25 protein-coding genes are annotated in these 24,531 nt (G+C 60.8%); 6 read left to right on the top strand and 19 right to left on the bottom strand.

Annotated elements, in window-relative coordinates; genetic code table 11:
- The 3 genes from CR155_RS18330 to CR155_RS18320 all read left to right on the top strand — a co-directional run bounded on the left by CR155_RS18330 (position 1) and on the right by CR155_RS18320 (position 3,949).
- A complete protein-coding gene (locus CR155_RS18330; RefSeq protein ID WP_102071476.1) occupies positions 1–1,485 on the top strand; it encodes a murein hydrolase activator EnvC family protein in 1,485 nt (494 codons plus the stop codon).
- Positions 1,486–1,574: 89 nt separating this feature from the next.
- The gene (locus CR155_RS18325) at positions 1,575–3,128 is read left to right on the top strand and encodes a S41 family peptidase (RefSeq protein ID WP_102071475.1); all 1,554 of its coding nucleotides are present in this window, start codon (positions 1,575–1,577) and stop codon (positions 3,126–3,128) included.
- On the top strand, positions 3,128–3,949 hold the full coding sequence (locus tag CR155_RS18320) for a HesA/MoeB/ThiF family protein (RefSeq protein ID WP_102071474.1): 822 nt from the start codon (positions 3,128–3,130) through the stop codon (positions 3,947–3,949). Before CR155_RS18325 ends, CR155_RS18320 begins: the two co-directional genes overlap by 1 nt.
- Here CR155_RS18320 and CR155_RS18315 read toward each other — a convergent pair.
- The 6 genes from CR155_RS18315 to CR155_RS18290 all read right to left on the bottom strand — a co-directional run bounded on the left by CR155_RS18315 (position 3,837) and on the right by CR155_RS18290 (position 8,089).
- Complete coding sequence (locus tag CR155_RS18315) at positions 3,837–4,649, bottom strand: pyrimidine 5'-nucleotidase (protein WP_102071473.1); 813 nt, start codon at positions 4,647–4,649, stop codon at positions 3,837–3,839. The genes CR155_RS18320 and CR155_RS18315 overlap by 113 nt on opposite strands.
- A 5-nt stretch (positions 4,650–4,654) precedes the next feature.
- Complete coding sequence (gene argB, locus CR155_RS18310) at positions 4,655–5,554, bottom strand: acetylglutamate kinase (protein ID WP_102071472.1); 900 nt, start codon at positions 5,552–5,554, stop codon at positions 4,655–4,657.
- Between the two features lie 116 nt (positions 5,555–5,670).
- Entirely contained in the window at positions 5,671–6,162 is a 492-nt protein-coding gene (locus CR155_RS18305; protein ID WP_102071525.1) for a peroxiredoxin family protein, read from the bottom strand.
- Between the two features lie 20 nt (positions 6,163–6,182).
- Positions 6,183–6,905 (bottom strand): BON domain-containing protein, encoded by a 723-nt coding sequence (locus tag CR155_RS18300; RefSeq protein ID WP_102071471.1) that lies wholly within the window; start codon positions 6,903–6,905, stop codon positions 6,183–6,185.
- A complete protein-coding gene (locus tag CR155_RS18295) occupies positions 6,905–7,498 on the bottom strand; it encodes a phosphoheptose isomerase (protein ID WP_199171817.1) in 594 nt (197 codons plus the stop codon). Before CR155_RS18295 ends, CR155_RS18300 begins: the two co-directional genes overlap by 1 nt.
- Positions 7,499–7,585: 87 nt before the next feature.
- Complete coding sequence (locus CR155_RS18290) at positions 7,586–8,089, bottom strand: YraN family protein (protein ID WP_102071469.1); 504 nt, start codon at positions 8,087–8,089, stop codon at positions 7,586–7,588.
- A 33-nt stretch (positions 8,090–8,122) separates the two neighbouring features.
- Between CR155_RS18290 and rsmI the strand changes: the two genes are divergently transcribed.
- Complete coding sequence (gene rsmI, locus CR155_RS18285; RefSeq protein WP_102071468.1) at positions 8,123–9,055, top strand: 16S rRNA (cytidine(1402)-2'-O)-methyltransferase; 933 nt, start codon at positions 8,123–8,125, stop codon at positions 9,053–9,055.
- 96 nt (positions 9,056–9,151) lie between these two features.
- Here rsmI and CR155_RS20845 read toward each other — a convergent pair whose 3' ends face one another.
- The 11 genes from CR155_RS20845 to CR155_RS18235 all read right to left on the bottom strand — a co-directional run bounded on the left by CR155_RS20845 (position 9,152) and on the right by CR155_RS18235 (position 17,672).
- Positions 9,152–9,295, bottom strand: a complete 144-nt coding sequence (locus tag CR155_RS20845; protein WP_158238304.1) for a hypothetical protein — start codon at positions 9,293–9,295, stop codon at positions 9,152–9,154.
- Between the two features lie 519 nt (positions 9,296–9,814).
- Positions 9,815–10,930: a septal ring lytic transglycosylase RlpA family protein gene (locus CR155_RS18280; RefSeq protein WP_102071467.1), complete on the bottom strand. Its 1,116-nt coding sequence runs from the start codon at positions 10,928–10,930 to the stop codon at positions 9,815–9,817.
- On the bottom strand, positions 10,927–11,799 hold the full coding sequence (gene rapZ / locus CR155_RS18275) for an RNase adapter RapZ (protein ID WP_102071524.1): 873 nt from the start codon (positions 11,797–11,799) through the stop codon (positions 10,927–10,929). Before rapZ ends, CR155_RS18280 begins: the two co-directional genes overlap by 4 nt.
- A gap of 94 nt (positions 11,800–11,893) precedes the next feature.
- On the bottom strand, positions 11,894–12,823 hold the full coding sequence (gene hprK, locus CR155_RS18270) for an HPr(Ser) kinase/phosphatase (protein ID WP_102071466.1): 930 nt from the start codon (positions 12,821–12,823) through the stop codon (positions 11,894–11,896).
- Positions 12,807–13,286: a PTS sugar transporter subunit IIA gene (locus CR155_RS18265; RefSeq protein WP_102071465.1), complete on the bottom strand. Its 480-nt coding sequence runs from the start codon at positions 13,284–13,286 to the stop codon at positions 12,807–12,809. The genes hprK and CR155_RS18265 overlap by 17 nt, the downstream gene beginning before the upstream one ends.
- A 157-nt stretch (positions 13,287–13,443) precedes the next feature.
- Positions 13,444–13,773, bottom strand: coding sequence for a ribosome hibernation-promoting factor, HPF/YfiA family (gene hpf, locus CR155_RS18260; protein WP_102071464.1), 330 nt, complete (start codon positions 13,771–13,773; stop codon positions 13,444–13,446).
- 151 nt (positions 13,774–13,924) lie between these two features.
- Entirely contained in the window at positions 13,925–14,719 is a 795-nt protein-coding gene (lptB, locus tag CR155_RS18255) for an LPS export ABC transporter ATP-binding protein (protein WP_102071463.1), read from the bottom strand.
- A 61-nt stretch (positions 14,720–14,780) separates the two neighbouring features.
- Positions 14,781–15,431: a lipopolysaccharide transport periplasmic protein LptA gene (lptA, locus tag CR155_RS18250; protein ID WP_102071462.1), complete on the bottom strand. Its 651-nt coding sequence runs from the start codon at positions 15,429–15,431 to the stop codon at positions 14,781–14,783.
- Between the two features lie 5 nt (positions 15,432–15,436).
- Positions 15,437–16,051, bottom strand: a complete 615-nt coding sequence (gene lptC, locus CR155_RS18245; protein ID WP_102071461.1) for an LPS export ABC transporter periplasmic protein LptC — start codon at positions 16,049–16,051, stop codon at positions 15,437–15,439.
- A gap of 4 nt (positions 16,052–16,055) precedes the next feature.
- Positions 16,056–16,655 (bottom strand): KdsC family phosphatase, encoded by a 600-nt coding sequence (locus CR155_RS18240; RefSeq protein WP_102071460.1) that lies wholly within the window; start codon positions 16,653–16,655, stop codon positions 16,056–16,058.
- 15 nt (positions 16,656–16,670) lie between these two features.
- Positions 16,671–17,672 carry a KpsF/GutQ family sugar-phosphate isomerase gene (locus CR155_RS18235; protein ID WP_102071459.1) on the bottom strand — a complete coding sequence of 334 codons (1,002 nt, stop codon included), beginning with the start codon at positions 17,670–17,672 and terminating at the stop codon, positions 16,671–16,673.
- A gap of 220 nt (positions 17,673–17,892) precedes the next feature.
- On the opposite strand from CR155_RS18235, the gene CR155_RS18230 reads away from it, so the two are divergent.
- Both CR155_RS18230 and CR155_RS18225 read left to right on the top strand, forming a co-directional pair.
- The gene (locus CR155_RS18230) at positions 17,893–18,438 is read left to right on the top strand and encodes an adenine phosphoribosyltransferase (RefSeq protein WP_102071458.1); all 546 of its coding nucleotides are present in this window, start codon (positions 17,893–17,895) and stop codon (positions 18,436–18,438) included.
- A gap of 470 nt (positions 18,439–18,908) precedes the next feature.
- Entirely contained in the window at positions 18,909–19,808 is a 900-nt protein-coding gene (locus tag CR155_RS18225; protein ID WP_102071457.1) for a DMT family transporter, read from the top strand.
- Positions 19,809–19,958: 150 nt separating this feature from the next.
- Here CR155_RS18225 and CR155_RS18220 read toward each other — a convergent pair whose 3' ends face one another.
- Entirely contained in the window at positions 19,959–23,900 is a 3,942-nt protein-coding gene (locus CR155_RS18220; RefSeq protein WP_102071456.1) for a DUF3683 domain-containing protein, read from the bottom strand.
- A gap of 70 nt (positions 23,901–23,970) precedes the next feature.
- The gene (locus tag CR155_RS18215) at positions 23,971–24,492 is read right to left on the bottom strand and encodes a YqaA family protein (protein WP_102071455.1); all 522 of its coding nucleotides are present in this window, start codon (positions 24,490–24,492) and stop codon (positions 23,971–23,973) included.
- Between the last annotated feature and the right edge of the window lie 39 nt (positions 24,493–24,531).

Raw genomic sequence — 24,531 nt, 5'->3', positions numbered from 1 at the left:
ATGCGACGTGCGTTCGGTTCTGTTGTACTGGCCTTGTGGGCGGGAATCGCCTGTTCGGCCGAGCCCACGCTTGCGCAGAAGCAGGCCGAGGCCAGGAAACAGCAGTCCGAATTGCGCGCGCGCATCCAGGCGCTGCAAAAGGAAATCGACAGCCAGGAATCCTCGCGTCGGGATGCGGCCAACGATCTGAAGGAATCCGAATCGGCGATTTCGTCCACCAATCGCCAATTGACGGAACTGGCTGGGCGTCAGGATCGCGTCGAGCTCGAACTGAAAAAGCTGGCGACGCAAATCGCGAAGCAGAAAAAGCAGCTGGGGACGCGCCAGCAGGAACTGGGCGACCAGCTGCGGGCGCAGTACGCCAGCGGTCTGTCGCCCTGGACGGCATTGCTGTCGGGCGACGATCCGCAAACCATCGGACGCGACCTCAGTTATCTGGGCTATATCTCCAAGGCGCAGGCCGAGGCCGTGCGCGCCGTGCGCCAAGCCCTGGATGAGCTTGCCGTGTTGCAGGCCAGCTCCGAAGCGCATCAGAAAGAACTGGTGCGCCTTGAAAAAGATACAGCCAAGCAAAAAGAGGCGCTGGAAGAGCAGAAAACCGAGCGCGAGAAAGTGCTCGAGCGCATCAGCGGTGCATTGAAAGAACAGCGCAACCAGGCCGAGCGCCTGCAGCGTAACGACCAGCGCCTGGGCGATCTGGTCGAGGGTCTGGAAAAAGCCATTGCCCGCCAGGCCGAGGAAGCGCGGTTAGCCGAGGAAAAACGCAAGGCCGACGAGGCGCGCAAAGCTGAACAGGTCAGGCAGGCGGCGCTGGAGCGGCGCCGTGAACTCGAACGTGCACGTGCGACGGCTCGCAAGGCCGAGCAGGACGCCAGGGCGGCCCAAGAGCGCGCACGACGCCTGCAGGACGAAAAAGAGGCGGAAAGAGCCAGGCTGCAAGTGGAACGTGCCCGTGCCGAGGCTCGGGCCGCCGAAGAGGCGGCAGCCCGCCCGCCGCCCAAGCCCACGCCGCCACCGGAAAACCTGGGTACGGAATCCATAAAGGGATCCGCGCCCGGCATTGCGCAACCGCAGTTGGCGCCACCCGGCGGTTTTTCTGGACTGAAGCGGGGCGCGCCGTATCCGGTGCGCAGCAGCGACGTGCTGGGGCGTTTCGGTGCAGAACGGCCCGAGGGCGGGCTATGGCGCGGCATTGTGCTGCGTTCGCCCGAAGGCACCAAGGTGCGCGTTATTGCGCCGGGACGGGTCGTCTATGCCAATTGGCTGGGGGGGTTCGGCAACCTGATCATCGTGGATCACGGTGCCAAGTACCTTAGTGTCTATGGCCATAACCAGAGCCTATTGAAACGTGTAGGCGACATCGTCGATACTGGTGACACGATCGCGACGGTGGGCGCCACGGGCGGGCAGGTGGACTCGGGTCTATACTTTGAAATCCGGCACCAGGGCACGCCGGTGAATCCGCTGCTTTGGTTACGTCAGTAAATTCGGTACTATTTGTATAACGACGTTGATATGACACCCTGCGGGGTTGTGGCGGCGGTAATTTCAGTTCAATTAATTCGGGAATGTGCATGAGCGCTCGCAGGTTTGGCGGTTTTGGGTTGGTAGTGGCGGGCGCGCTTGGCGGCGTTCTGATCAGCCTGGGTATAACGGCAGCCGCGCAACGCGGCGAACCCTTGCCGCTTAAAGAACTCCAGCAGTTCGCCAATGTGTTCGCGGCCATAAAAAGCAGCTACGTCGAGCCCGTGGGCGACCAGCAGCTGATCGGCGACGCCATCAAGGGCATGTTCGCCGACCTTGACCCGCATTCCACCTACCTGGATGCCGAGGCGTTCAAGGAAATGGAAGCCATCACCCAGGGCGGCTTCGGCGGGCTCGGCATTGAAATCGGCAGCGAAGACGGCATGCCCAAGGTCATTGCGCCAATCGAAGACACGCCCGCGGCGCGCGCCGGCATACTCAGCGGCGACCTGATCACCCACATCGACGGCAAGCCCACCAAGGGCATGACGCTCAACGACGCCATCAAGCTGATGCGCGGCGAACCGCAAACGTCCATCATCCTGACCATCATGCGCCAGGGCCGCGACAAACCCGTGGTTGTCACCGTCGTGCGCGACCTGATCAAGGTGCGTAGCGTGCGCAGCAAGATGCTGGACGACAACATTGCATACATACGTATTGCGCAATTCCAGGAGCGCACCGCGTCCGACTTGGCCACGCAGCTGACAGCATTGGGCGCCAAGGCGCCCCCGAAAGCGCTGGTGCTCGACCTTCGCAACGACCCTGGCGGCTTGCTCGATAGCGCCATCGGCGTGTCGTCGGCCTTCCTGCAACCCAACGTGCTGGTCGTATCCACCAAAGGCCGCGTGCCATCGTCCAATCGCGAATACTTCGCCAAGCCGTCCGACTACATGCGCGGGTTCCTGAACGGCGGTCCGTCCGATTCCCTGGCCAATATCGCTCCCTGGAGCAAAACGGTACCCATGGTGGTGCTGGTCAACGTCGGCTCCGCGTCCGCATCCGAAATCGTGGCGGGCGCCCTGCAGGATCACAAGCGGGCCAAGGTCATAGGCAATCGCACGTTCGGCAAAGGCTCGGTGCAAAGTGTGTTGCCGCTTAGCGAAGACACCGGCATCAAGCTGACCACCGCGCGTTATTACACACCGGCCGGCCGTTCCATCCAGGTGACGGGCGTCGAGCCCGACATCGAGGTCGATGACACCGCGCAGGGGGACTTGTTCCGCCTGCCGCGCGAAGTCGACCTGCAAAGGCACCTGGTCAATGGTGCACAGGCCGAAGTAGCAGCTGCCAAGTCCGCCGCCGAAGAAGACAAGATCGAACCTAAAATGTTCGAGTTCGGGGGCGCCGACGACTATCAGCTGAAGCAGGCAATCAATTTCCTCGAGGGGCGGCCTGTCAAAAAGACAGATCCCTCGCTGGCGCTGAAAGCCGGAAAGGCCAGTGAAACGGCCAAATCCGGCGAGCCTGGCATCCCCGAAAAAATCATTTCACCGGCCAGCAAGACTGCGCCAGCCGCTGAAAAAAAAAGCCCAGTGAATCCGAATGAGAGCCAGCTGGAGCGTTACAGAATCACACCGGACGGCCTGATCAAGACACCATGATGGACGACCAGCAGTTGTTGCGCTATGCCAGGCATATCCTGCTGGACGAGTTCGGCATCGAAGCCCAGGAGCGCCTGCTCGCGGCCCGGGTGCTCATTGTCGGGGCGGGCGGGCTGGGATCGCCAGCCGCGTTCTACATGGCGTCATCGGGGGTGGGGCATATCGTGCTGGCCGACGACGACGAGGTCGATCTGGGCAATCTTCAGCGGCAAATCCTGCATACCACCGACCGCATAGGCGCGTTCAAGGCCGAATCCGGCAAGAAGACCCTGGCAGCGTTGAATCCCGAGATTCAGGTGCAGGCTCTGGTGCGTCGCCTGGACGACCACGATCTGGCCGAGCAGGTGGCGGCTGTGGACCTGGTCCTTGATTGCTGCGACAACTTTGCCACCCGGCACGCGGTCAACCGGGCGTGCGTGGCGCATCGCAAGCCCCTGGTATCAGGCGCGGCCATACGGTTTGCCGGGCAGATCAGCGTCTTTGATTTGCGGCACGATGACGCGCCCTGCTATCACTGCCTGTTTCCCGAAGCCGACGACGTGGAAGAGCTGCGCTGCGCCACCACCGGCGTGCTGGCGCCCCTGGTGGGCATCGTGGGGAGCACACAGGCCGCCGAGGCCATCAAGGTATTGACCGGCATGGGCGAGCCGCTGGTCGGGCGCATGCTGTGCCTGGACGCGCTGACCATGCAATGGAACACCATACGCTTTAAGCGTGATCCGGCATGCCCGGTATGTGGGCATCGCCAAGGTGGCGACGCAACGGGCGACCGCGATGGCCTAGCTGATGCCGGCCGGACAGCAGTTTTCCGACAGAGTTGACGCGCACATCCACATATTGGCCGCGGCCTTTGTGCAGGCTGGAAAAAGGCGTGCCCGGATGAAAGATATGCACGGTGCGCATGCCGACCTGGCGGGCGGTTTTCAGGTTGCGCAATGTGTCTTCCACCAGAACCACCTGGCTGGCCGGCACCCGCAGCCGGGCCACGATCTGCCGCATAAGCGCCGCTGACGGTTTGGGGCGCATGTGTCCTTGCAGCCGCATGTGATCGATGGCCCACAGGCCTTCGAAATGATGCAGGATGCCCAGTGTCTTGAGCACCTCGCGGGCATACTTCAAGGGCGCGTTGGTCAGGACGATTTTTCGGCCTTTCAACAGATGCAGCTTGCGCGACAGGCCGTTTTCACAATGCACCAGCGGGGCGATGTCGAAGTTGTGGCTCAGTTCGAGAAAGGCGCCAGCGTCCACGTCATGATGGCGCGCCATGCCGATTACCGTAGCGCCGTAGCGCTTCCAGTAGGTCTTGCGCAGCACGTTGGCCGCGTCCATGTCGATATCCAGCGTCGTGGCCACGGCCTGGGCCATGGCCGCGTCGATGGCGCCGAATATGCCCTTGGAGCAGTCGTGCAGCGTATTGTCCAGATCGAAGAGCCAGACTGTCTGGGCTGAGCCCGTCGCACCGGCGGCGCCCGCCGGAGCCGACGGGCGATGCGACGCAACAACGGTTCGAAGTGCCCGCATGGCGCTCAGTGCGAACTGATCATGGTGCCGACGCCGCGGTCGGTCAGGATTTCCAGCAGCAGGCAATGGGGTACGCGGCCATCGACCACATGGACCGCATTGACGCCATTGCGCGCCGCCTCCAGCGCCGACGAGATCTTGGGCAGCATGCCGCCCGAGATCGTGCCGTCCGCGAAGAGTTCGTCTATCGACTGGGCCGACAACTTGCGCAGCAGTTCGCCGTTCTTGTCCAGTACGCCGGGCGTGTTGGTCATCATGATGAGTTTTTCAGCACCCAGGACCTCGGCCATCTTGCCGGCGACCACGTCGGCGTTGATGTTGTAGGCCGTGCCGTCTTCGCCATAGCCTATGGACGATATGACCGGAATGAACTGATCGTCCTGCAAGGCCTTGACCACAGCGGGTTCGATGCGCGTGATGTCGCCCACGAAGCCAATGTCCAGCATCTGGCCCGGGTGTTCCTTGTCTTCCATCATCATCTTCTTGGCCTGGATCAGGCAGCCGTCTTTGCCGGTGAGCCCCACGGCCTTGCCGCCGGCTTCATTGATCATCATGACGATGTCTTGCTGCACCTGGCCACCCAGTACCCATTCGACCACTTCCATCGTGTCGGCATCGGTGACGCGCATGCCCTGGATGAAGGTGCCTTCCTTGCCGATGCGCTTGAGCGCGGCATTGATTTGCGGACCGCCGCCATGCACCACCACGGGGTTGAGGCCGACCAGCTTGAGCAAGACGACATCGTGGGCGAAGCTGCGTTGCAGCGATTCTTCGATCATGGCGTTGCCGCCGTATTTGATGACGACCGTCTTGCCGTGGAACTGGCGTATATAGGGCAGCGCCTCCGACAGTACGGCTGCCTTGACAGTGGAAGAATGGCTTGTGGAATCGCTAGTAATGGTCATGTCCGCTTTTCAAGGTTGGGGCTTGCTGGCCCGTTAGATGTGCAAAACCCGGGATGCTGGGCATTCCCGGGTGCTGAATATGAAACTGGCCATATGGGCCCGACTGGCTGCCCAACTTACCCGAGCGCCTTGTTGACGGTGCTCAGGAAAGCGGCTTTATCGTAATTGCCGAGGTAACGCTTGATGATGTGGCCTTCCTTGTCGATCAGGAAAGTGGTGGGGGTCAGTTTTACATCGCCAAAAGCCTTGGCAATGTCGCCTTGCGAGTCGATGGCCACGGTAAATGGCAGCTTGCGCGTGTCGGCGTAGTTCTTGACGTAATTGGGCGGGTCGTATTGCATGGCAACGGCGATGGTCTCGAAGCCCTTTGGCGATAAGTCGATATGGTTCTGTATGGTATCGGGCATTTGTGCAATGCACGTGACACAGCTGGTTGCCCAGAACTTGACCAGCACCACCTTGCCCCGCAGATCTTGCGTGGTGATCTTTTCGCCCGTCAACGACGTGAAAGTAAGGTCGGGCACCGTTTTGGCCGAGCCCGCGAATTGCCAAATGCCCGCCCCTGCCAGGGCAAGCACGACGACGATGCCTATGAGCGCTTTTTTCATGTTCATTCGACCATGCCTGTTTATTGAACCGGCATGGTTTCTACGCCGCCGGCGCCGCTACCAGCACCGGCGGGCTGTGACGGCGAGGAGGTGGAACCGCCGCTTTGCACGGGGGCTGCCGGCGCTGCGATGGGTTCGTTGATGCTTGATGCCGGAACGATCTCGAATAATTTTACTACCTTGTTCACGCCGCTGACCCCGGACGCCGCGGTGCCCGCCATTTGCCCTTCGGCGGCGGTGACCCTGCCGAGAAGATAAACAATGCCGCGTTCTGTGGTGACATTGATGGTTCGCGTGGGGACGCCCTTGGTGTTGATGAGCGTGGCTTTCACCTTGGAGGTGAGCCAGGTGTCATTGCTTCGGACGCTGATGGGAGTGACCTCGCCGGCGCGAAGCTCGTTGACAACGTTTTTGACTTTCTCGACCTGCTTGGCCACGGCGGTTGCCCGCTCTTTGTCCTGGCCGACGGGAATATCGCCCGTCAGCAGCACAATGCCACCGTAGGACGTGACATTGACTCGTGCATTGTCGCCGGGGAACAGCTTGCGCATTTCGGCGGCCACTTTCATTTCGATGGCCTGGTCTTCGACCTGTTCACCGGTTGTGCGCCGGTCAGTGGCAACCGAGGCGGTGGTGGCGGCGGTTCCGCCCACCACCAGCAATCCGCAGCCCGATAGGGCGGTGATGCCGGCCAGGGCAAGGGTGGCCAGCATTAGGCGTGGAGCGCGTTGTGGTGTAGACATTAAAGCGTGTCTCCTAGTAATAGCGCGTCGATACCGTCGCACAAGGCGTGCAGCAGCACGATATGTACTTCCTGGATGCGCATGGTGCGGTCGTGCGGAACGCATAAATGGATATCGGTGTCGAACAGGATTTCGCTGATTTTTCCGCCGCCTTTCCCTGTGAGCGCGATGACCGGCATTTCGCGATCGTGTGCGGCTTCAATGGCCCGGATGACGTTTGCGGAATTGCCGCTGGTGGATATGGCCACCAGGACATCGCCCGGCTGGCCCAATGCAATGACCTGGCGTTCAAAAATAGCGTCGAATCCGTAGTCGTTGCCGACGGCGGTCATGATGGAGGTGTCGGTATTGAGCGCCACGCCGCCCAGTGGCAGGCGGTCGCGTTCGAAGCGGCCGACGAGTTCGGCGATAAAGTGCTGCGCGTCGGCCGCCGAGCCGCCATTACCGCAAGCGAGGATCTTGCCGTTATTGGCCAGCGAGCCGAAGACCAGGTCTACGGAAGCGGACAAGGGCGCGGCAAGTTCGCGCGCGCTGACTTTGAAAGCGTCGATAGCGTCGTTGAAATGCGACGTCATGTGAGAGGTCATGTCCATACTCACCATTATCTCATGTTCGAATGCAAAATTCGTGAACGGAAGTAATCTTCTGTCACGCATGTGACGCGAAGCGATGCGGCGCGACTACAGGGTAAATGCGGCCTTTGTCCAAACCAGGCCCGCGGGTTCCAGGCTGACTACGTCGAAGCGGCAGGCGGGTGTAACACCACCGCAGTAGCGCAGGGTCAGTCGTGGCAGGAAATACTGTGCAGTATGAATAAGGCGGCGCTGCTTGTCCCGGTTTACACTGGCGGCCGCGCCGCCGTATTGCTGCGTGTGCCTTTGGCGGACCTCGATAAACACTAGTATGTCGCCTTCCAGCGCCACCAGGTCGATTTCGCCGGTCTTGGCCGCCAGGTTTCGGCTTACTATGATCAGGCCATGGGCCTGCAGATGCCGGCGGGCCTGTTCCTCGCCCTGGTGGCCCGCTTTCTGCGTCGGCGAACGCCGCGGTTGCGGTCGTTCAGCGCCGGTTTCCGGCGCCAGCATTGCTTCCCGGATTTTGCGGCGTTCGATGCGCCGTCGCTTGCGCAGGGCCACCTTCTGCGCGGCTTGCGCCAGGTCATACAGGCGTTGTTCAGGGTCCATCTTTTTATCCTTCTAAAGGCTTTGTTTCCCAGTATGAGTGAAACACCCGATTTTTCAGATACGCCTACGACATGGAAACGTCTCACCGAACGGGTGGACGCGCAGCACTGGCCCGCCGCCACGCTCTATGTCGTGGCAACGCCCATAGGAAACCTGGGCGATCTCAGTTTGCGGGCCTGGCAGACGCTGGCCCGCTGTGACGTGATCGCCGCCGAAGACACGCGCGCAAGCCGGCCGCTGATGGATGCCTGGGGCGTCAGCACGCCTCTGATTGCGGCACATCGGCATAACGAAGCCGAGGCGGCTCAGGCGATCGTCGATCGTTTGTCGCGCGGGGAACGGGTGGCGCTGGTGTCAGATGCGGGGGCTCCGGCAGTCAGCGACCCGGGAGCCCGCATCGTGCGCGCCGCACGCGAGGCGGGTTATGGCGTGATTGCCATTCCAGGCGCCAGCGCGGTCATTGCGGCGCTGATGGCCAGCGGCGTTACGTCGGACGAGAATCCGGCCTATGTGTTTGCCGGTTTCATGCCGCCCAAGGCCGGTGCCCGCCAGAAGTGGTTGCAGCGCTGGTGCGCCGTGCCAGCGCCTATCGTGATGTTCGAATCGCCCCATCGACTGGCCGCTGCCGTGAAGGACATGCTGCAGGTTTGCGGGCCTTTGCGCAAATTGACAATCGCGCGCGAATTGACCAAGCGCTTCGAGCAGGTGGTCACCATGCCGCTGGCCGATGCGGCGGCGTGGCTGGCCGGGGATGCCCATCGCAGCCAGGGGGAATTTGTGCTGATCGTGCATGAAGCCGACAACGCCCGGGCTACGGAAGATGTCGATCCGTCGGCCTTGGTATTGCTGGACGCTTTGCTGGAGACCATGTCATTGCGGGATGCGACCAAGGTGGCTGCCAAAGTCACGGGAATGCCGCGGGATACTTTATACGCTTTGGCGCTGGGGCGTCAGAAGACGGGCTAGGATTTTTGGTCGAGGTGCTTATGCGGCTCGCTGCAGCGCGGAGGCGTTGGGGACGGTTATTCGTTCATTGGGACGGCTATTCGTTCATTGGGTCGGCTATTCGTTCTTAAGAAAGGCGGGTGTGTCGCGGCCTGTTTCGGCTTCACGCGCTACGCCCGTGGCGTTGCCACGGGTACCCGTTTCGGCCAGCCCCATCGAGGCGACCGCGGAACTCGCCCGGTCGGGCCAGTGGCCCGACACCCGCCGGGCTCAGACAGCCGCGGTCTTGCCTCCTCGATGGGACTGACCGAAACGGCGTGCGCGAGGCGCCTGCACAGTCCCCGACACACCCACCTTTTTGCAGGAGCGAGGCTTGGACGAGCGTGCTAACCATCGTGTACGCCAAGCCAACCACGGATTCCACACTTCTAGAGATAGACCGGTACGATCAACGCGGTGGGCCTGGCCAAGGACCATTTGCATCCCTCTCGGCCAGAAATTTTTCACCACGGATTGCCTGCGCTTGCCAGTGTAAGGCCGGCAAGTTTCTTATTGCGCAGTTGTACGGGGTGGGTGGGGGCAGTGCGGCGTGTAGGCGTGCGCCGCGGGCTGACGAAGGGAAGCCGGGGGGTGTCGTCGGCCGTTGTCTGACCGGAGCGAAGCGCAGGGAGTTCGGCCGACGCCCGGCTGGACGAGGCAGACGCGGAAACAAGCACGCCGCCGGACTGCCCCCACCCACCCCGGGCAACGTCATCGAAGCCGGGCAGCGTCGAAAAACTTCTAGCTCAAGGCAAGCGTGGCTTGCATGCCCGTGACTTCACGGATGCGGAAGGCCGCATTCACAGCCTCGGTGCGCGAAGAATAAGGACCTATCTGAACTTTATACAGTTCATTGGCAGTGCGTATCCTGGCCGGTCGGCTTTCGACATGGCTGATTTGCTGGTTGATTTTCTGAGCCAGGCCATTGGCGGTGTGCGGGGCACTGAACGCGCCGAATTGAAGATAGATCTGTCCTGGGCTGGACGGGGACTGCGCCATCTGGGCCTGAGTGCCTGTGCTGGCCGCGGAGATGTGGCCGATCCGATCATCGGTCAGGAGCGCTTGCAGCGCGTCAGGTTGGGCTACGCCAGGTCGGGCGCTTGTGGATTGAGCTGCTGCAGGTTTAGCCTCGCTGAGCCGAAGTACCTCTAGCGCATCGGGCAGCGGCTGCTTGTTTGCGGCGATCCTCGACGGTGCCTCTCGGGCCTCGACAGGCTGCGCTACGCTGACCTGTGTCGTCCGGGGCGCGGCCGGTGCACTGGCCATACGCGTATTCCGTATATCGTCGTTGGTAATGGCCTCGACGATGACCTGGCCGCTGCCGGGGCCTATCAGGCCCAGCTTGGCCGCCGCCACGTAGGAGACATCGATGATGCGGCTGCTATGGAACGGCCCTCGATCATTGACGCGCACAATCACGGAATTCCCGGTCTTGGCATGGGTGACGCGCGCATAGCTGGGTATGGGCAATGTCGGGTGGGCTGCCGACATGGCGTACATATCGTAGGTTTCGCCATTGGCGGTTTTTTTGCCGTGAAACTTGCGTCCGTACCAGGATGCCGTGCCTTCCTGGCGAAAGGGCTTTTCATCGCTGACTGGAACGTACTTTTTGCCAAATACAACATAAGGCCGGAAGTTGGACGGGGAATGGGGTTCGACCTGGGGAACGGCGTCGGGGATGTTCTCGATGCCGGGCGGGATGTTCGAGCCGGGTCCGTCATCCTTGTAGTAGCCGCCACCGCGTGTGGCGCCGCTGCTGCTGCCGACCTTGGTTCCAGTCTTGGGCGTGGAGCAGCCGGCAAGTATGGCGAGAATGATGCATAGGGCAAGGGGGATCAGGTAGCGTGGTGATGTCATGGCGTATCGGGGGGCGGCTGGTTGCGGTGCCTGATCAGCAGGGGAGAATGATCGGCAAAGCGCTGGGCAAGCTGCTCGGTGACGTAGACTGATCGGTGCTTGCCGCCCGTGCAACCGATGGCCACTGTGAGGTAGTTGCGGGTATCTTGCATATAAAGTGGCAACCAGCGCCGAATGAATCCGGCAATGTCTTCAATCATGGTTTCAACGCTGCCGAATTGCCCCAGCCATTTGGCAACGGGTTCGTCACGTCCGGTCAACGGGCGCAAGGCACTGTCGTAATGAGGGTTCGGCAGGCACCGCACATCGAACACCAAGTCGGCGTCGCCTGGCACGCCGCGCTTGTAGGCGAACGATTCAAAGGTCAGCACGACAGGCGCGCGGTCGGCCTGGACCAAGTCGCGTACCCAGGCGCGCAGCTGTCCGGGCGTCAGGTCAGAGGTGTCGATTACGTGTTCCTGCTCGCGCAGTGGCGCCAGCATTTCGCGTTCGGTATCGATGCATTCTTGCAGGGAAGGCGATTTCCCGCCAGCCTGCAACCGGTTGGTCAGGGGATGGCGGCGCCGCGACTCGGAATAGCGCTGCTGCAGGGTGTGGTCGTTGGCATCCAGGAAAATGACCCGGAATGCGGTTCCCATAGACCGTAGGCCGGTGATCACATCGGGTAGCTCATTGATTTCGCCGGGTGAACGCACATCGATGGACACGGCAACACGCTCCAGGCCGCTTTCGCGCGTGCTGGCGATGAAATCGTGCAGAAACCGCACGGGCAGGTTGTCGACACAGGTGTAGCCCGCGTCTTCAAGCAAGCGCAGTGCAACCGATTTACCGGAGCCGGAGATTCCTGTGATCAGGACGATGTTCAACATGACGATGGGGGGTTCCACGTTGAAGGATGCAGTGAGTGGTCTGCGTCCCAGGTATTTGAAGAATAAAGCAAGCCGCAACGCGGCTGGGCCTGGTTTATTCGCGACGACTGCTTTCCATGATGGCCAGGGCCTGGCGCTCGATGAATTCGCCCATGGTGTCGATGCCGCGCAAGGCAAGTATGGTGTTGCGCACCGCGGCTTCGACGAGTACGGCCAGATTGCGCCCGGCTGCCACCTGCAGCATGACGCGGCGTATTGGTATGCCCAGAATGTCTTCGGTTTGATCCTGGACCGGCAGGCGTTCGAAGGCATCGGGGGTCGAGCGGATGAGGTGTACCAACAGATTGAGCTTCATTTTCCGGCGCACTGATGTTTCGCCGAAAATGGTGCGTATATCCAGCAGGCCCAGGCCGCGGACTTCCAGCAGGTTCTGCAACAGAGGCGGGCAGTGGCCCTCGATCATGTTGGGCGCCGTGCGCGAAAGTTCGACCGCGTCGTCGGCCACCAGACCGTGGCCGCGTGAAATCAGTTCAAGGGCGAGTTCGCTTTTTCCCAGTCCGGACTCGCCCGTAATGAGCACGCCCACCCCCAGTACGTCCATGAACACGCCATGCACGGTGGTTTTCGGCGCCAGCCGCTTGCCCAGGTAGATGCGCAGCAGATCGATGAGCTGGGCCGCTTCTATGGTGGTCGACAGCAAGGGGATATTTTGCTGGTTGCAGAAGTCGCGCAGGTCGTCGGGCGGAGACATGCCATCGGCTATGAGTATGGCTGGCACGCCGCCGGTGACGAGATCTTCCAGGTGGTGAACGCGCCGTTTGATCTCGAACCGTGTGTAGTAAGAGAGTTCTTCCGCGCCGAACACCTGGATGCGCGCCGGGTGGATGAGATTCAGGTGACCCACCAGGTCGGCGCCCGACATGCCTACGTCGGGTATGAGGCGGTTGGCCGAATCGGCGCCGGCGATCCAGGTGAACGGGATCTTGTCCGCGTTGTCACTGACGAGCTCATGTATGGTCAGCATGGATGGCCTCAGGCGGCGAAGTGGTAAGAAGCCTGTGGACGGCGGCGGGATCGGTTTCGGTGGACAGCGTTTGCCGCAGCTTGGGGTCGGACATGAGCTTGGCGATCTCGGCCAGCAGGTCTAGGTGCGTTTGTGTGGCCGTTTCGGGTACCAGCAGTATGAACAACAGGCTGGCCAGGCGTCCGTCGGTGGCGTCGAAGCGCACCGGGTCGGCCAGCCGAATAAACGCGGCACAAGGCTCTTTGAGGTCCTTGATGCGGCCGTGCGGTACTGCCACGTGATGGCCGAGCGCTGTGGAGCCGAGCCTTTCGCGGGCAATAAGGCTTTGGAAAACTGCCGTGCGGGCTATTCCGTGTTGATTTTCGAAGAGCAGGCCGGCTTGTTCGAAGGCTCTTTTCTTGCTGGTGGCAGGCAAATCAAGCACAACGTTCGACAGCGGCAAGATACGCGACATTAAGTTCATGAGGGTTATTATATGGGGTTTGGGTGCCGCCATACAAAGCAGGATAACCAAGGCCCCAATCACTTGCGGCGATTGAGGCCAGTTTGCCAGGTTTACGAGGCGCTAGTCAGGGTAGGCGCGGCAGGGCCGGCCAGGGCGCGCGTAAAGCCGGGTGGGATTATTCCACGGCAGGAATTTCTTGCCGCTTGACAGGCTCGTGAGCGTGGTCTTGCACCTTGGACTTATACTTGATGACCTGCCGGTCTATTTTGTCGGCAAGCAAGTCGATGGCTGCATAGAGGTTTTCGTCGACGGCAGCGCAGTGGATGTCTTTTCCAGGCACGCGCATGGTGATTTCGGCGGTGTGATTGAGACGCTCGATCGAGAGAATGACCTGGGTGTCGATAACGCTGTCAAAATGCCGCGTGATGCGTGCCATTTTGTTCAATACGTACTCGCGTATAGCGGGAGTGACTTCTAGGTGACGGCCAGTAAGACTCAGGTTCATATTGTGATCTCCTTGCAGAAATGAGGGGTGCGCGGTATGCGCGTTCAGGGTTGTGATGGTTCTCCTTGTAATGCGTTGTTAATGATTTCAGTGTATAGATTATGCAGAGTAAATCAAGTGCGCCAGATCAACAGAGGGGTGATGCGTCCGCCTACATTTTGAAGTTCTTGCCCAGGTAAACCTTGCGTACGGCCTCGTTGTCGATGATTTCATTGGGGTGGCCGTTGATCAGCACCTTGCCTTCGCTGATGATATAGGCGCGATCGCAAATTCCAAGGGTTTCCCGGACGTTGTGGTCGGTTATCAGCACGCCGATATTTCGGCTCTTCAGAAAGTGGACGATGCGCTGGATTTCGATGACGGCGATGGGGTCCACGCCAGCAAAGGGTTCGTCAAGAAGGATGAAGCGTGGATGCGTCGCCAGGGCACGGGCGATCTCTACCCGGCGCCGCTCGCCGCCCGATAGAGATATGGCGGTATTGCGCCGGATATGACCGATCTGCAACTCGTCGATGAGCGATTCGAGGTGTTCGCCGATGACCGCGGAGGTCAGCGGCCTGCCCGCGTCGTCCAGCTGGAGTTCGAGCACGGCTCGGATGTTTTCTTCGACTGTAAGCCGCCGGAACACCGACGCGTCTTGGGGCAGATAGGACAAGCCCATGCGCGCCCGCTTGTGCATGGGCATGCTGGTAATAGGTTTTCCGTCGATTTCGATACGCCCGGCATCGGTGGGAATGATGCCCACGATCATGTAGAAACTGGTGGTTTTGCCCGCGCCGTTGGGCCCGAGCAATCCTACGACTTCGCCGCTGTCGACCGACAGCGAGACGTCGTGCACGACGGTACGCTTGCCGTAGGACTTGCGCAGCCCCGTGGCGTGCAGGCTGCCGGCCGCGGCGCTGGGAGAGCGGGTTCCGCCGGAGGCCGGCTTATTCGAAGAAAACATAAACGGGTACTTTCTGATAGCAGGTAAGACCGGGGCGCAAGCGGACTGCGTAGCGGCGTAATTATTTGCGCGGTGCCGACTTTTCGCGGCACTCCGCGGCAGCGGCGTCGGCCTTGGCCTGGGGCCGGGCCATCGAGCGCACCCTGCCGCCCGCGGCCGCGGAGTTGGCGCCGCCGTAGGCCTGGTAGGTGCCGCTGTTCTGGTGGTAGATGACGCGCTCGCCCTTGACGTTGTCGAAGGCCTTGCCGCAGATGTAGCGCGTGACCACGGCCTGGCCTATCATTTCGATCTGCTCTTTCTTGCCGTCGTATTCGGCGCGTATGCCACGTGCTTCAAGGACTTCGAACTTCTCGGGGTTTTCTTCGCGTATGAATACAAGCTTGCCCGGTTCGACGGTGGCGGTGCCGAACTGGAAGCCTTGCGCATCTTCGCGCATCGTGAGCTTGTCCGACTGCAGGGTCATGAGGCCGCGCGTCATGATGACGTTGCCCGTGAAGACACTTTCTTTCTTGATGTCATCGTAATTCAGGGTATCCGACAGTATCAGAGTATCGGGTTCTTCGGCGGGCGGGGTAGCCGATGCGCCCGCAGCGGGCGTGGACTGCTGGGACGGCGCTTTAGCCGCCGCCTGGGCGTGCGCCGTGCCGGCAACACCCGCCAGCACGAATGCGATCAGCCAGGCGGCAAAGGAAATAGGTCGCTTAAGGTTCATGGTTTTTATTTTGTCGTCTCAGGTTTGGTGGAGGAGCCTGGCCGGGCATCTTGACCGGATATTTTTACGTCGGTCGCGGAAAAGACTTGCAACTGGCGGGTATTGTTATCGTAATGCATTCCTTTGCCGTTCATGGTCGAATTGCCATTGACTACCAGTGCCGGTTGATCGGTGAATAATATATTGTCATCCGGCCTGATGGTAAGGACTTCGCTCTTGACGTCCATCGCGGCCCTGTCTTCACCCGGCATGCGGTGTACATGAGCATTGCCCGTCATGATGATGCGCTCGCCGTTCTGATCCATGACGGCTTTGTCGGACGTGCCTATGGTAATCGGCGAATTCGGTTGCTGTCCTATGGCTTTTGCATTAGTGATCTCGTAGGAGTCGTTATCCGGAAAATGTTGCATATAAGTGCCTTCCATGCGGTTGATGGCAACGCCGCCCGGGTCGGTACGTATCATGATGAAATTGTCGGCCCAGGAATCGGGTTCGTGCGTGATGCGTCGCGGCGGGTCGATGGCAATGGCCCGTTGCGCATAGTCGGCCGCCCAGAAGGTGCCGAACACCAGGGCGATCAGCAAGCCAACAGCAATAAGGGCGGGGGCGCGTTCTTTCATGGCCTTACTGGATGGCGCCACTCATCAACATGGCTCCGGGGTTAAGGAACGCGCCAAGGCGGCCCTGGGCGGCCAGGATGACATCGCAGCATTCGCGCGCGGCGCCCGACCCGCCCGGCTTGGTAGAGATCCAGTGCGCCAGCTGTGAGATATACGCGGGGGCGTTCGGCACGCTGGCGGCAAACCCCACGCGCTGCAGCGCCGGCAGGTCGATGATGTCGTCACCCATATAGCCCACTTCGCTGAGGGAGCATCCTTGCTCGCGGGCAAGTGCTGTAACGGCCTGCGATTTGTCGCGCACGCCTTGCTGGACCAGCGCTATGCCCAGCTCGGCGGCACGACGCGCCAGTATTGGGCCTTCGCGGCCCGTGATCAGGGCGACCGTTATGCCGCTTTCCCGCAGCAGGCGCAGGCCATGGCCGTCCAGGGCGTTGAATCGCTTCATGAGTTCACCGTGTTCCCCATACCAGAGGCAGCCGTCGGTCAGTACGCCGTCGACGTCAAAGACCATAACGCGGACCTGGCGCGCACGCTCGATTACCGCGGGCGCGATCTTGGCCAGGATGAGTGCTTCGACGGGATGTGAAATGGTGGGAAAGTTCATTTGGGCACGCGGGTTCTAGATGACCTTGGCAGCGAGCAGGTCATGCATATGTAAAGCACCTAATAATAGCCCGGTATCGTCGAGCACGAGCATCTGGTTCAGGCGGCCCGCATCCATGAGCGTGGCTGCCTCGATGGCCAGCGCTCCGGGCGGCACGCTCTTCGGATTGCGGCTCATGCCGTCGGCTACGGTCAGCAGGCGGATGTCGCCGTGGCGTGCAATCAGGCGGCGCAGGTCACCATCGGTGAAAATTCCCACCGGTGCCTGCTTGTCGTCCACGACTATGGTCATGCCCATGCCTTTGGCCGACATTTCGACCAGCGCGTCGGGGACCTTGGTATCGACTGTCACGATGGGCAGTGCGCTGCCCTGGCGCATGACATCGCGCACGAAGGTAAGCAGGCGCCGCCCGAGTGCTCCGCCTGGGTGGGAGCGCGCGAAGTCTTCGCGACTGAATCCGCGCGCCTCTAGGCAGGCGACGGCGAGCGCGTCGCCCAGCACCAGGGCGGCGGTGGTGCTGGCCGTGGGGGCCAGGTTCAAGGGGCAGGCTTCTTGTGCGACGTGGGCGTTCAGGTGCAGGTCGGCGTTGCGTGCGAGCTCGGACTCGGGATAGCCGGTGATGGAGATCATGGCCGCGCCCATACGCTTGGCCACGGACAGGACGGTGAGCAGTTCCTGGCCGGCGCCGGAATAGGAGATGGCCAGGACGATGTCCTGGCGGGTGAGCATGCCCAGGTCGCCATGGACGGCTTCGGCGCCGTGCATGAAGAACGCGGGCGTGCCGGTGGAGGCCAGGGTTGCGGCGATCTTGCGGGCAATATGCCCGGATTTTCCAATACCGGTGACCACGACGCGGCCCTGGCAGTCTAGCAGCATGGAGACGGCCTGGCGGAATGTGTCGTCCAGGGAGGCGTCCAGCGCCTGCAGCGCGGCAATCTCGATGGCGAAAGTGCGGTGCGCGGAGGCCAACGTTTCGCCTGTCGGGGTGGTCGTTACGGTGGTAGTTGTTTTATCCATGCGGTGATTTTAAACGTACATCCATGGCTGTGTACCGACGATGATTGCGAGGCATGGGTGACTTGCACCGCGTGCTTATGTGGTTTATTTGTAAAAGCGCAGATTGTGGAATCCCACGATGCAGGGGCCGCGTATAGTTATGGCTGGCTCCAGCATGCCGGTGCGCATGCGAAAATGGGGGCTGTCTTCTTTTCAGTTTTTACAGTCTTGGCGAAAACACATGCATATTGATCCTGCCGACCACGTTCGCAAAGCGATTCGTAGCGTTCCCAATTGGCCGAAGCCTGGCATAACCTTTCGCGATATCACGCCTGTGCTCCAGGATCCGCGTTCGTTCCGGGTACTTATCGATTTATTCGTATACCGGTATATGCGGCAACGCCTGGATCTGGTTGCGGGGGTGGATGCACGTGGCTTTATCCTGGGTTCGGTGCTGGCGTATGAGCTGAATTTGGGGTTCGTGCCGGTGCGCAAGAAGGGAAAGTTGCCTTTCGATACGGTGGCGGAAGAGTATTCGCTGGAGTATGGAAATGCCACGGTTGAAATGCATACGGATTCGGTGCGTCCTGGCCAGCGGGTGTTGCTGATCGATGACTTGATCGCGACCGGCGGTACGATGGTGGCGGCGTCGAAGTTGCTGCAGCGTCTTGGAGCGAATGTGGTGGAAGCGGCGGCGATTATCGATTTGCCTTATTTGGGCGGGTCGACGGCGCTGAAAGAAACCGGGTTGGATATTTATACGGTTTGCTCGTTCGAAGGGGATTAAGGATCTTGTGATTTTGGCGGGTGCTTAATGTTGCTGGCCGGCGGTTTAAGCTGGGGGCGATTTTTAATGAAGCCGTCTATTTCGACTCTTAAGTGGCGCTGGAGTTGTCGTTTTCCGGTTCTTTATCCGGCGCCGGTGGCCGCTGCGGACCCTGCTCAATATCGCTGCGGCCCCGTGCTTCGCCGGGGCAGACCCTGCGGTCGGCCCGGATCGGGGCGCCCGCGAACTCGCGGAACGGACAGCCACTGGCTGTCCGTAAGCGTCCCGCTCGGACAGCGCGGGCTTGTATCCCCGATCCAGGCCGACCGCAGGGCGCGCTCAAATTTCGCCTGGCCCGCAGCGGCCACCGGCGCCTTGCAGATGTGGATATCGGACGACGAAGCCAATGAAGAAAGAAAATGAAGGTTGTCGTTGTCGTTTATCTGATATCCATTTATCTTTTGCCCGTTTATTACTAAGTAGCGGCTGCTGTGATTTATAAAGCCTATGCGCTTCTCGCATTAACAACACTGTTCTGGGCGGGTAATTCGATCGCGGGAAAGTTGGCGGTCGGGCATGTCTCGCCCATGGTTCTTGTCACTATTCGCTGGGCAAGCGTGATGGTGGCACTGTATTTCTTCAAGAGACAACAGATCGCTGCAGATTGGCCGGTGATCCGGTCACGGCTGGTCTATTTGTTATTGCTGGGGGCGATGGGTTTCACCGGTTTCAGCGTCGCGCTCTATTACGCATTGGTCTATACCACCGCTATCAATACCAGCATTTTGCAAGGGGGCATGCCGCTGTTCGTATTTTGCGCCAGCTTCATTTTGTTTGGCAGCCGCATCGGCCGGGCGCAGGCGGTAGGATTCTTGATTTCTTTTGTAGGGGTGATCGTCATCGCTGTGCGGGGTGACTTCGCTGATTTGATTGCTCTGAACATCAATGTTGGTGATGCGCTTATGCTTGTCGCGATCATCTCCTATGGTGTCTATACCGCTGCGCTACGTAGCAAGCCCCAGGTGCACTGGACTAGTTTGATGTTCATTCTCTGCCTCGGGGCAACATTGGCGTCTGTGCCTTTGCTGATGTTTGAAATGGCGCAAGGGGCGACCGTGTTCCCGGATCTGCGGGGTTGGTCCACGATTGTTTATATCGTCATATTCCCGACTTTTTTGGGACAGGTCTTCTACATTCGGGCTGTCGAGCTGATCGGGGCCAATCGGGCTGGCCTGTTCATCAACCTGCTGCCCGTTTGGGGCGCATTGCTGGCGGTCACTCTACTCGGAGAGGTATTTCACGTTTATCACGCGGCTGCCTTGATGATGATCCTGGCGGGGATAGGGCTTGCTGAATATGGCGGGCGAAAGTTAATTGGCGGCGCTCGGTAAGCAAGAGTCTGGACGAAGATACCGTGGGCGACGTGGCCAGGTCGGCCAAGGCCCGGATGATCGGCCTGCTGCCAATCTTCTCTTGCGGCAACACGAACTCACACCGGGTTGTGCGACATAGCGAAAGGTGATCTCGCTATGAAGCGTCAGCTATACCAGCACCCGCTCGATGCCCCCTGCGTTGGCGTCGCGCACGTAATCTTGCATCCAGTCGGGACCCAGGATGTGGCGGGCCATTTCCACGACGATGTAGTCGGCGTCCATGCCGGTGTCGCCCTCGAAGCGCGCGAGGCCTTGCAGGCAGGACGGACAGGACGTGAGGATTTTCACTTCACCCTCGAAGCCGTCGGCGCGTATGGTGGCGGTGTTCTTGGCCAGTTCCTCTTGCTTGCGAAAGCGTATCTGGGTGGAGATGTCGGGGCGCGATACGGCCAGGGTGCCGGATTCGCCGCAGCATCGGTCGGCTTTGATGGCGGTGTCGCCCACCAGCGCCTTGACCGTTTTCATGGGTTCCTGCAGTTTCATGGGACTGTGGCAGGGGTCGTGGTACATGTAGCGCACGCCTTGCACGCCGTGAATCTCTATGCCTTTTTCCAGCAGGTATTCATGGATGTCTATAAGGCGGCATCCGGGGAATATTTTTTCGAATTCATAGCCGGCCAGCTGGTCATAGCAGGTGCCGCAGCTGACGACGACGGTTTTGATGTCGAGGTAGTTCAGCGTGGTGGCCATGCGGTGGAACAGGACGCGGTTGTCGGTGATGATTTTTTCGGCTTTGTCGGTCATGCCGTTGCCGCGCTGGGGGTAGCCGCAGCATAGGTAGCCGGGCGGCAGCACGGTTTGTACGCCAGCATGCCACAGCATGGCCTGGGTGGCCAGACCGACCTGGGAAAACAGGCGCTCGGAACCGCAGCCGGGGAAATAGAAGACGGCTTCGGTTTCGGCTGAGGTGGCGGCCGGATTGCGGATGATGGGGACGTAGTCGGCATCTTCGATGTCGAGCAGCTTGCGGGCAGTCTGTTTGGGCAGGCCGCCGGGCATTTTCTTGTTGATGAAGTGAATCACCTGTTCGCGCATCGGGGCCTTGCCCACGGTGGCCGGTGGCGCGGCAACCTGTTTGCGGGCGGGCAGGGCGAGAACGTCATGGGCCAGGCGTTGTGCCTTGTAGCCGATGTCTATCATGGCCGTGCGCGTCGCCTTGATGACGCGTGGATCTTTGGCATTCAGGAAGAACATGGCGGCGGTCGTGCCGGGATTGAACGATTTCTTGCCCATGCCGCGCAGCAGGGCGCGCATTTCCATGGAGACGTCGCCAAAGTCGATGTCGACCGGACAGGGATTGTAGCATTTGTGGCAGACGGTGCAGTGGTCGGCGACGTCTTCGAATTCTTCCCAGTGCTTCAGGCTGACACCGCGCCGGGTCTGCTCTTCGTACAGGAAGGCTTCGATCAGCAAGGAGGTGGCCAGTATCTTGTTGCGAGGCGAATACAGCAGGTTGGCGCGCGGCACGTGGGTGGCACACACCGGCTTGCACTTGCCGCAACGCAGGCAGTCTTTGATGGCGTTGGAAATGGAGCCGATTTCACTGCGCTGCATGATCAGCGATTCGTGGCCCAGCAGGTTGAAGCTGGGCGTCCAGGCATGGCGCAGGTCGGCGCCGGGCATGAGCTTGCCCTTGTTGAAGCGGCCCTCGGGGTCGATGCGCTGCTTGTAGTCCTGGAAGGGTTGCAGCTCTTCCTGCGTAAGGTATTCGTATTTGGTCAGCCCAATGCCGTGTTCGCCGGAGATCACGCCGTCCAGGTCGCGGGCGATCTGCATGATACGCGCCACGGCCTCGTTGGCTTCGCGCAGCATTTCATAGTCGTCGGAGTTGACTGGAATGTTGGTGTGCACATTGCCGTCGCCGGCGTGCATGTGCAGCGCCACGAATACGCGTCCTTTCAGCACGCGGTCGTGGATGGCCTGCAGCTCGGCCAGGACGGCGGCGCAATCGGCGCCGGCGAAATAGCGTTCCATCAGGGCGCGGACTTCGGTCTTCCAGGACACGCGTATGCTGCGGTCCTGGACTACGTCGAACACGCGGGCGTGCGCCTGGTCGGCCAGGCGCTGGGCGAGCATGGGCGCCAGTTCGTCCATGCCCAGGGAGCTGAATACGCCCAGGTTCTGGGCGAGCGGCGCATCCATGTTTTCCAGCAGCCATGTCCAGCGCCGGCGCACGGCCTGGATGGTGGCTATGGCGTCCTGTGTGCGGCCGGCCAGGATTTCCGCGCGCGTGTGTTCGGCGTCGTCATGGTCTTCGATCTTGCCGATGGGCAGATCGCCATTGAGGAAGTCTTCCAGCTTGTCGAGCAGGCGCAGCTTGTTGCGTGTGGACAGTTCGATGTTGATGCGTTCGATGGCGTCGGTGTATTCGCCCATGCGATTCAGGGGGATGACGACGTCTTCATTGATCTTGAACGCATTGGTATGGCGTGCAATCGCGGCAGTGCGGGCACGATCGAGCCAGAATTTCTTGCGGGCTTCTGGACTGACCGCAACGAAGCCTTCGCCATGGCGGGTGTTGGCGATGCGTACGACTTCGCTGGCGGCGACGGCCACGGCGTCGGCATCATCGCCCACGATATCGCCAATGAGAACCATTTTGGGCAGACCGCCGCGCTTGCTTTTGGTGGCATAGCCCACGGCGCGCAGGTAGCGCTCGTCCAGGTGTTCCAGGCCGGCCAGAATGGCGCCGCGTGCGCGACCCGGCCCGTCGAGGTAGTCTTTGACCTCGACGATGGACGGCACGGCGTCACGCGCCTGGCCGAAGAATTCCATGCAGACGGTGCGCGTATGGGCGGGCATGCGGTGCAGCACCCATCGCGCCGAGGTAATCAGACCGTCACAGCCTTCTTTCTGAACCCCGGGCAGACCGGACAGGAATTTGTCGGTAACATCCTTGCCCAGCCCGGCCTTTCGGAAACGCGAGCCGTCAATGACCAGGGTTTCGTGGCGCAAGGGCACGGCACCCGGCAACGCCTTGCCGTCGGACCACTGCAACAGGAACCGTGCCTGGGCCGCGTCGTGGATCTTGCCCATGTTGTGATCCAGGCGGGTGACATCCAGCCAATTGCCGTCGGGATCGACCATACGCCAGCCGGCCAGGTTGTCCAGGGCGGTGCCCCACAGCACGGCTTTCTTGCCGCCGGCATTCATGGCGACGTTTCCGCCCGCGCACGAGGCGTCGGCGGATGTGGGGTCGACGGCGAATACATAACCCGCAGCTTCGGCAGCTTCGGCAATGCGGCGCGTGACGACGCCCGCGCCGGTGTGTATGGTGCGCACCGGGTCGGTGACGCCAGGCAGCTGCGAGACTTCGACCGCGCCCAGGGTGTCCAGCTTTTCGGTATTGATGACGGCCGAGCGCCAGGTGAGGGGAATGGCGCCGCCCGTGTAGCCGGTGCCGCCCCCACGCGGGATGATGGTCAGCTCGAGCTCGATACAGGCGCGCACCAGGGCGGCCATTTCGTTTTCCGTGTCGGGCGTGAGAACCAGGAAGGGGTATTCGACACGCCAGTCGGTGGCGTCGGTGACGTGCGAGACGCGCGACAGCCCGTCGAACTTGATGTTGTCTTTGGCGGTGATGCGCGACAGCGTGCGAACTGCCTTTTTGCGCAGATCGCGGGTACGGGAAAACTCTTCTTCGAATTCGGCGACGGCGGTGCGCGCCGCAGCCAGCAGGCGGGCCACTTTGCTGTCGCGTTCGGCCATGCTGTTGTCGCGCCGGTTGTCTACTTCGCCCAGCCGGTGGTTCAGCGCCTGGATGAGCAGGTTCTGCCGCTTGGGGTTGTCGAGCAGGTCGTCGAGCAGGTAGGGATTGCGCCGCACCACCCAGATATCGCCCAGTACTTCGAACAGCATGCGGGCGGAACGACCGGTGCGGCGTTCGTCGCGAAGTTCGGAAAGCATTTGCCACGCTTCGGCCCCCAACAGGCGCAAGACAATTTCACGGTCGGAATACGACGTGTAGTTGTAGGGAATTTCACGCAGACGCGTGGTCGCCGAAAGTGGGAGCGTGGCGGCGAGTAATTGGCTGGCTATGGGGGCGTTCATGTGTGGGGAAAAAGAGTGTGGCTCTTAAATACACAGTGTAAGGGATAAGGACAGGTTTAGACCAAACGGTTCAGACTTTTCCGGGGAAAAACCAAATGAGCGCCGCCGTCATGATGGCGTAGCGCATGAACTTTCCGAGTGCCATATAGGCCACGCTGGGCCAGAAGGGAATGCGCAACCACCCTGCCACTGCGCACAGCAGATCGCCAATAATCGGGACCCATGAGAAAAACAGTACGGGCGGACCCAGTCGGTGCAGCCAGTAGCTGATGTAGTCATGCCATCGGCCGCCGGCCTTGTGATGATGCTTTTCCGGATGTTTCTCGCGCCAGCGTTCGTAGGCTTTCTCAGCACCCAGGCCCATGCCGTAGCTGATGGCCCCGCCCGTGGTGTTGCCCAGGGTGGCCACGAGGATGGCGGGCCAGAACATGTCGGGCGCAATCTTCACGAATCCGAAGACGGCCGGTTCGGAACCCAGGGGAAGCAGGGTTGCGGAGATGATGCTGACGATGAAAATGGCACTGAGCCCTACGCTTGGCAAGGCAAGCGTAAGGAGCAGCCAGTGTATTGACGAATGCAACATTGCTTCCATAGCGCGATAGTGTATCGCTGAAATGCCGGTTCGCGCCTG

Source organism: Pollutimonas nitritireducens (genome assembly GCF_002849615.1).
Lineage (GTDB): Bacteria > Pseudomonadota > Gammaproteobacteria > Burkholderiales > Burkholderiaceae_B > Pollutimonas > Pollutimonas nitritireducens.
This window is presented reverse-complemented; position numbering and strand designations above follow the sequence as displayed.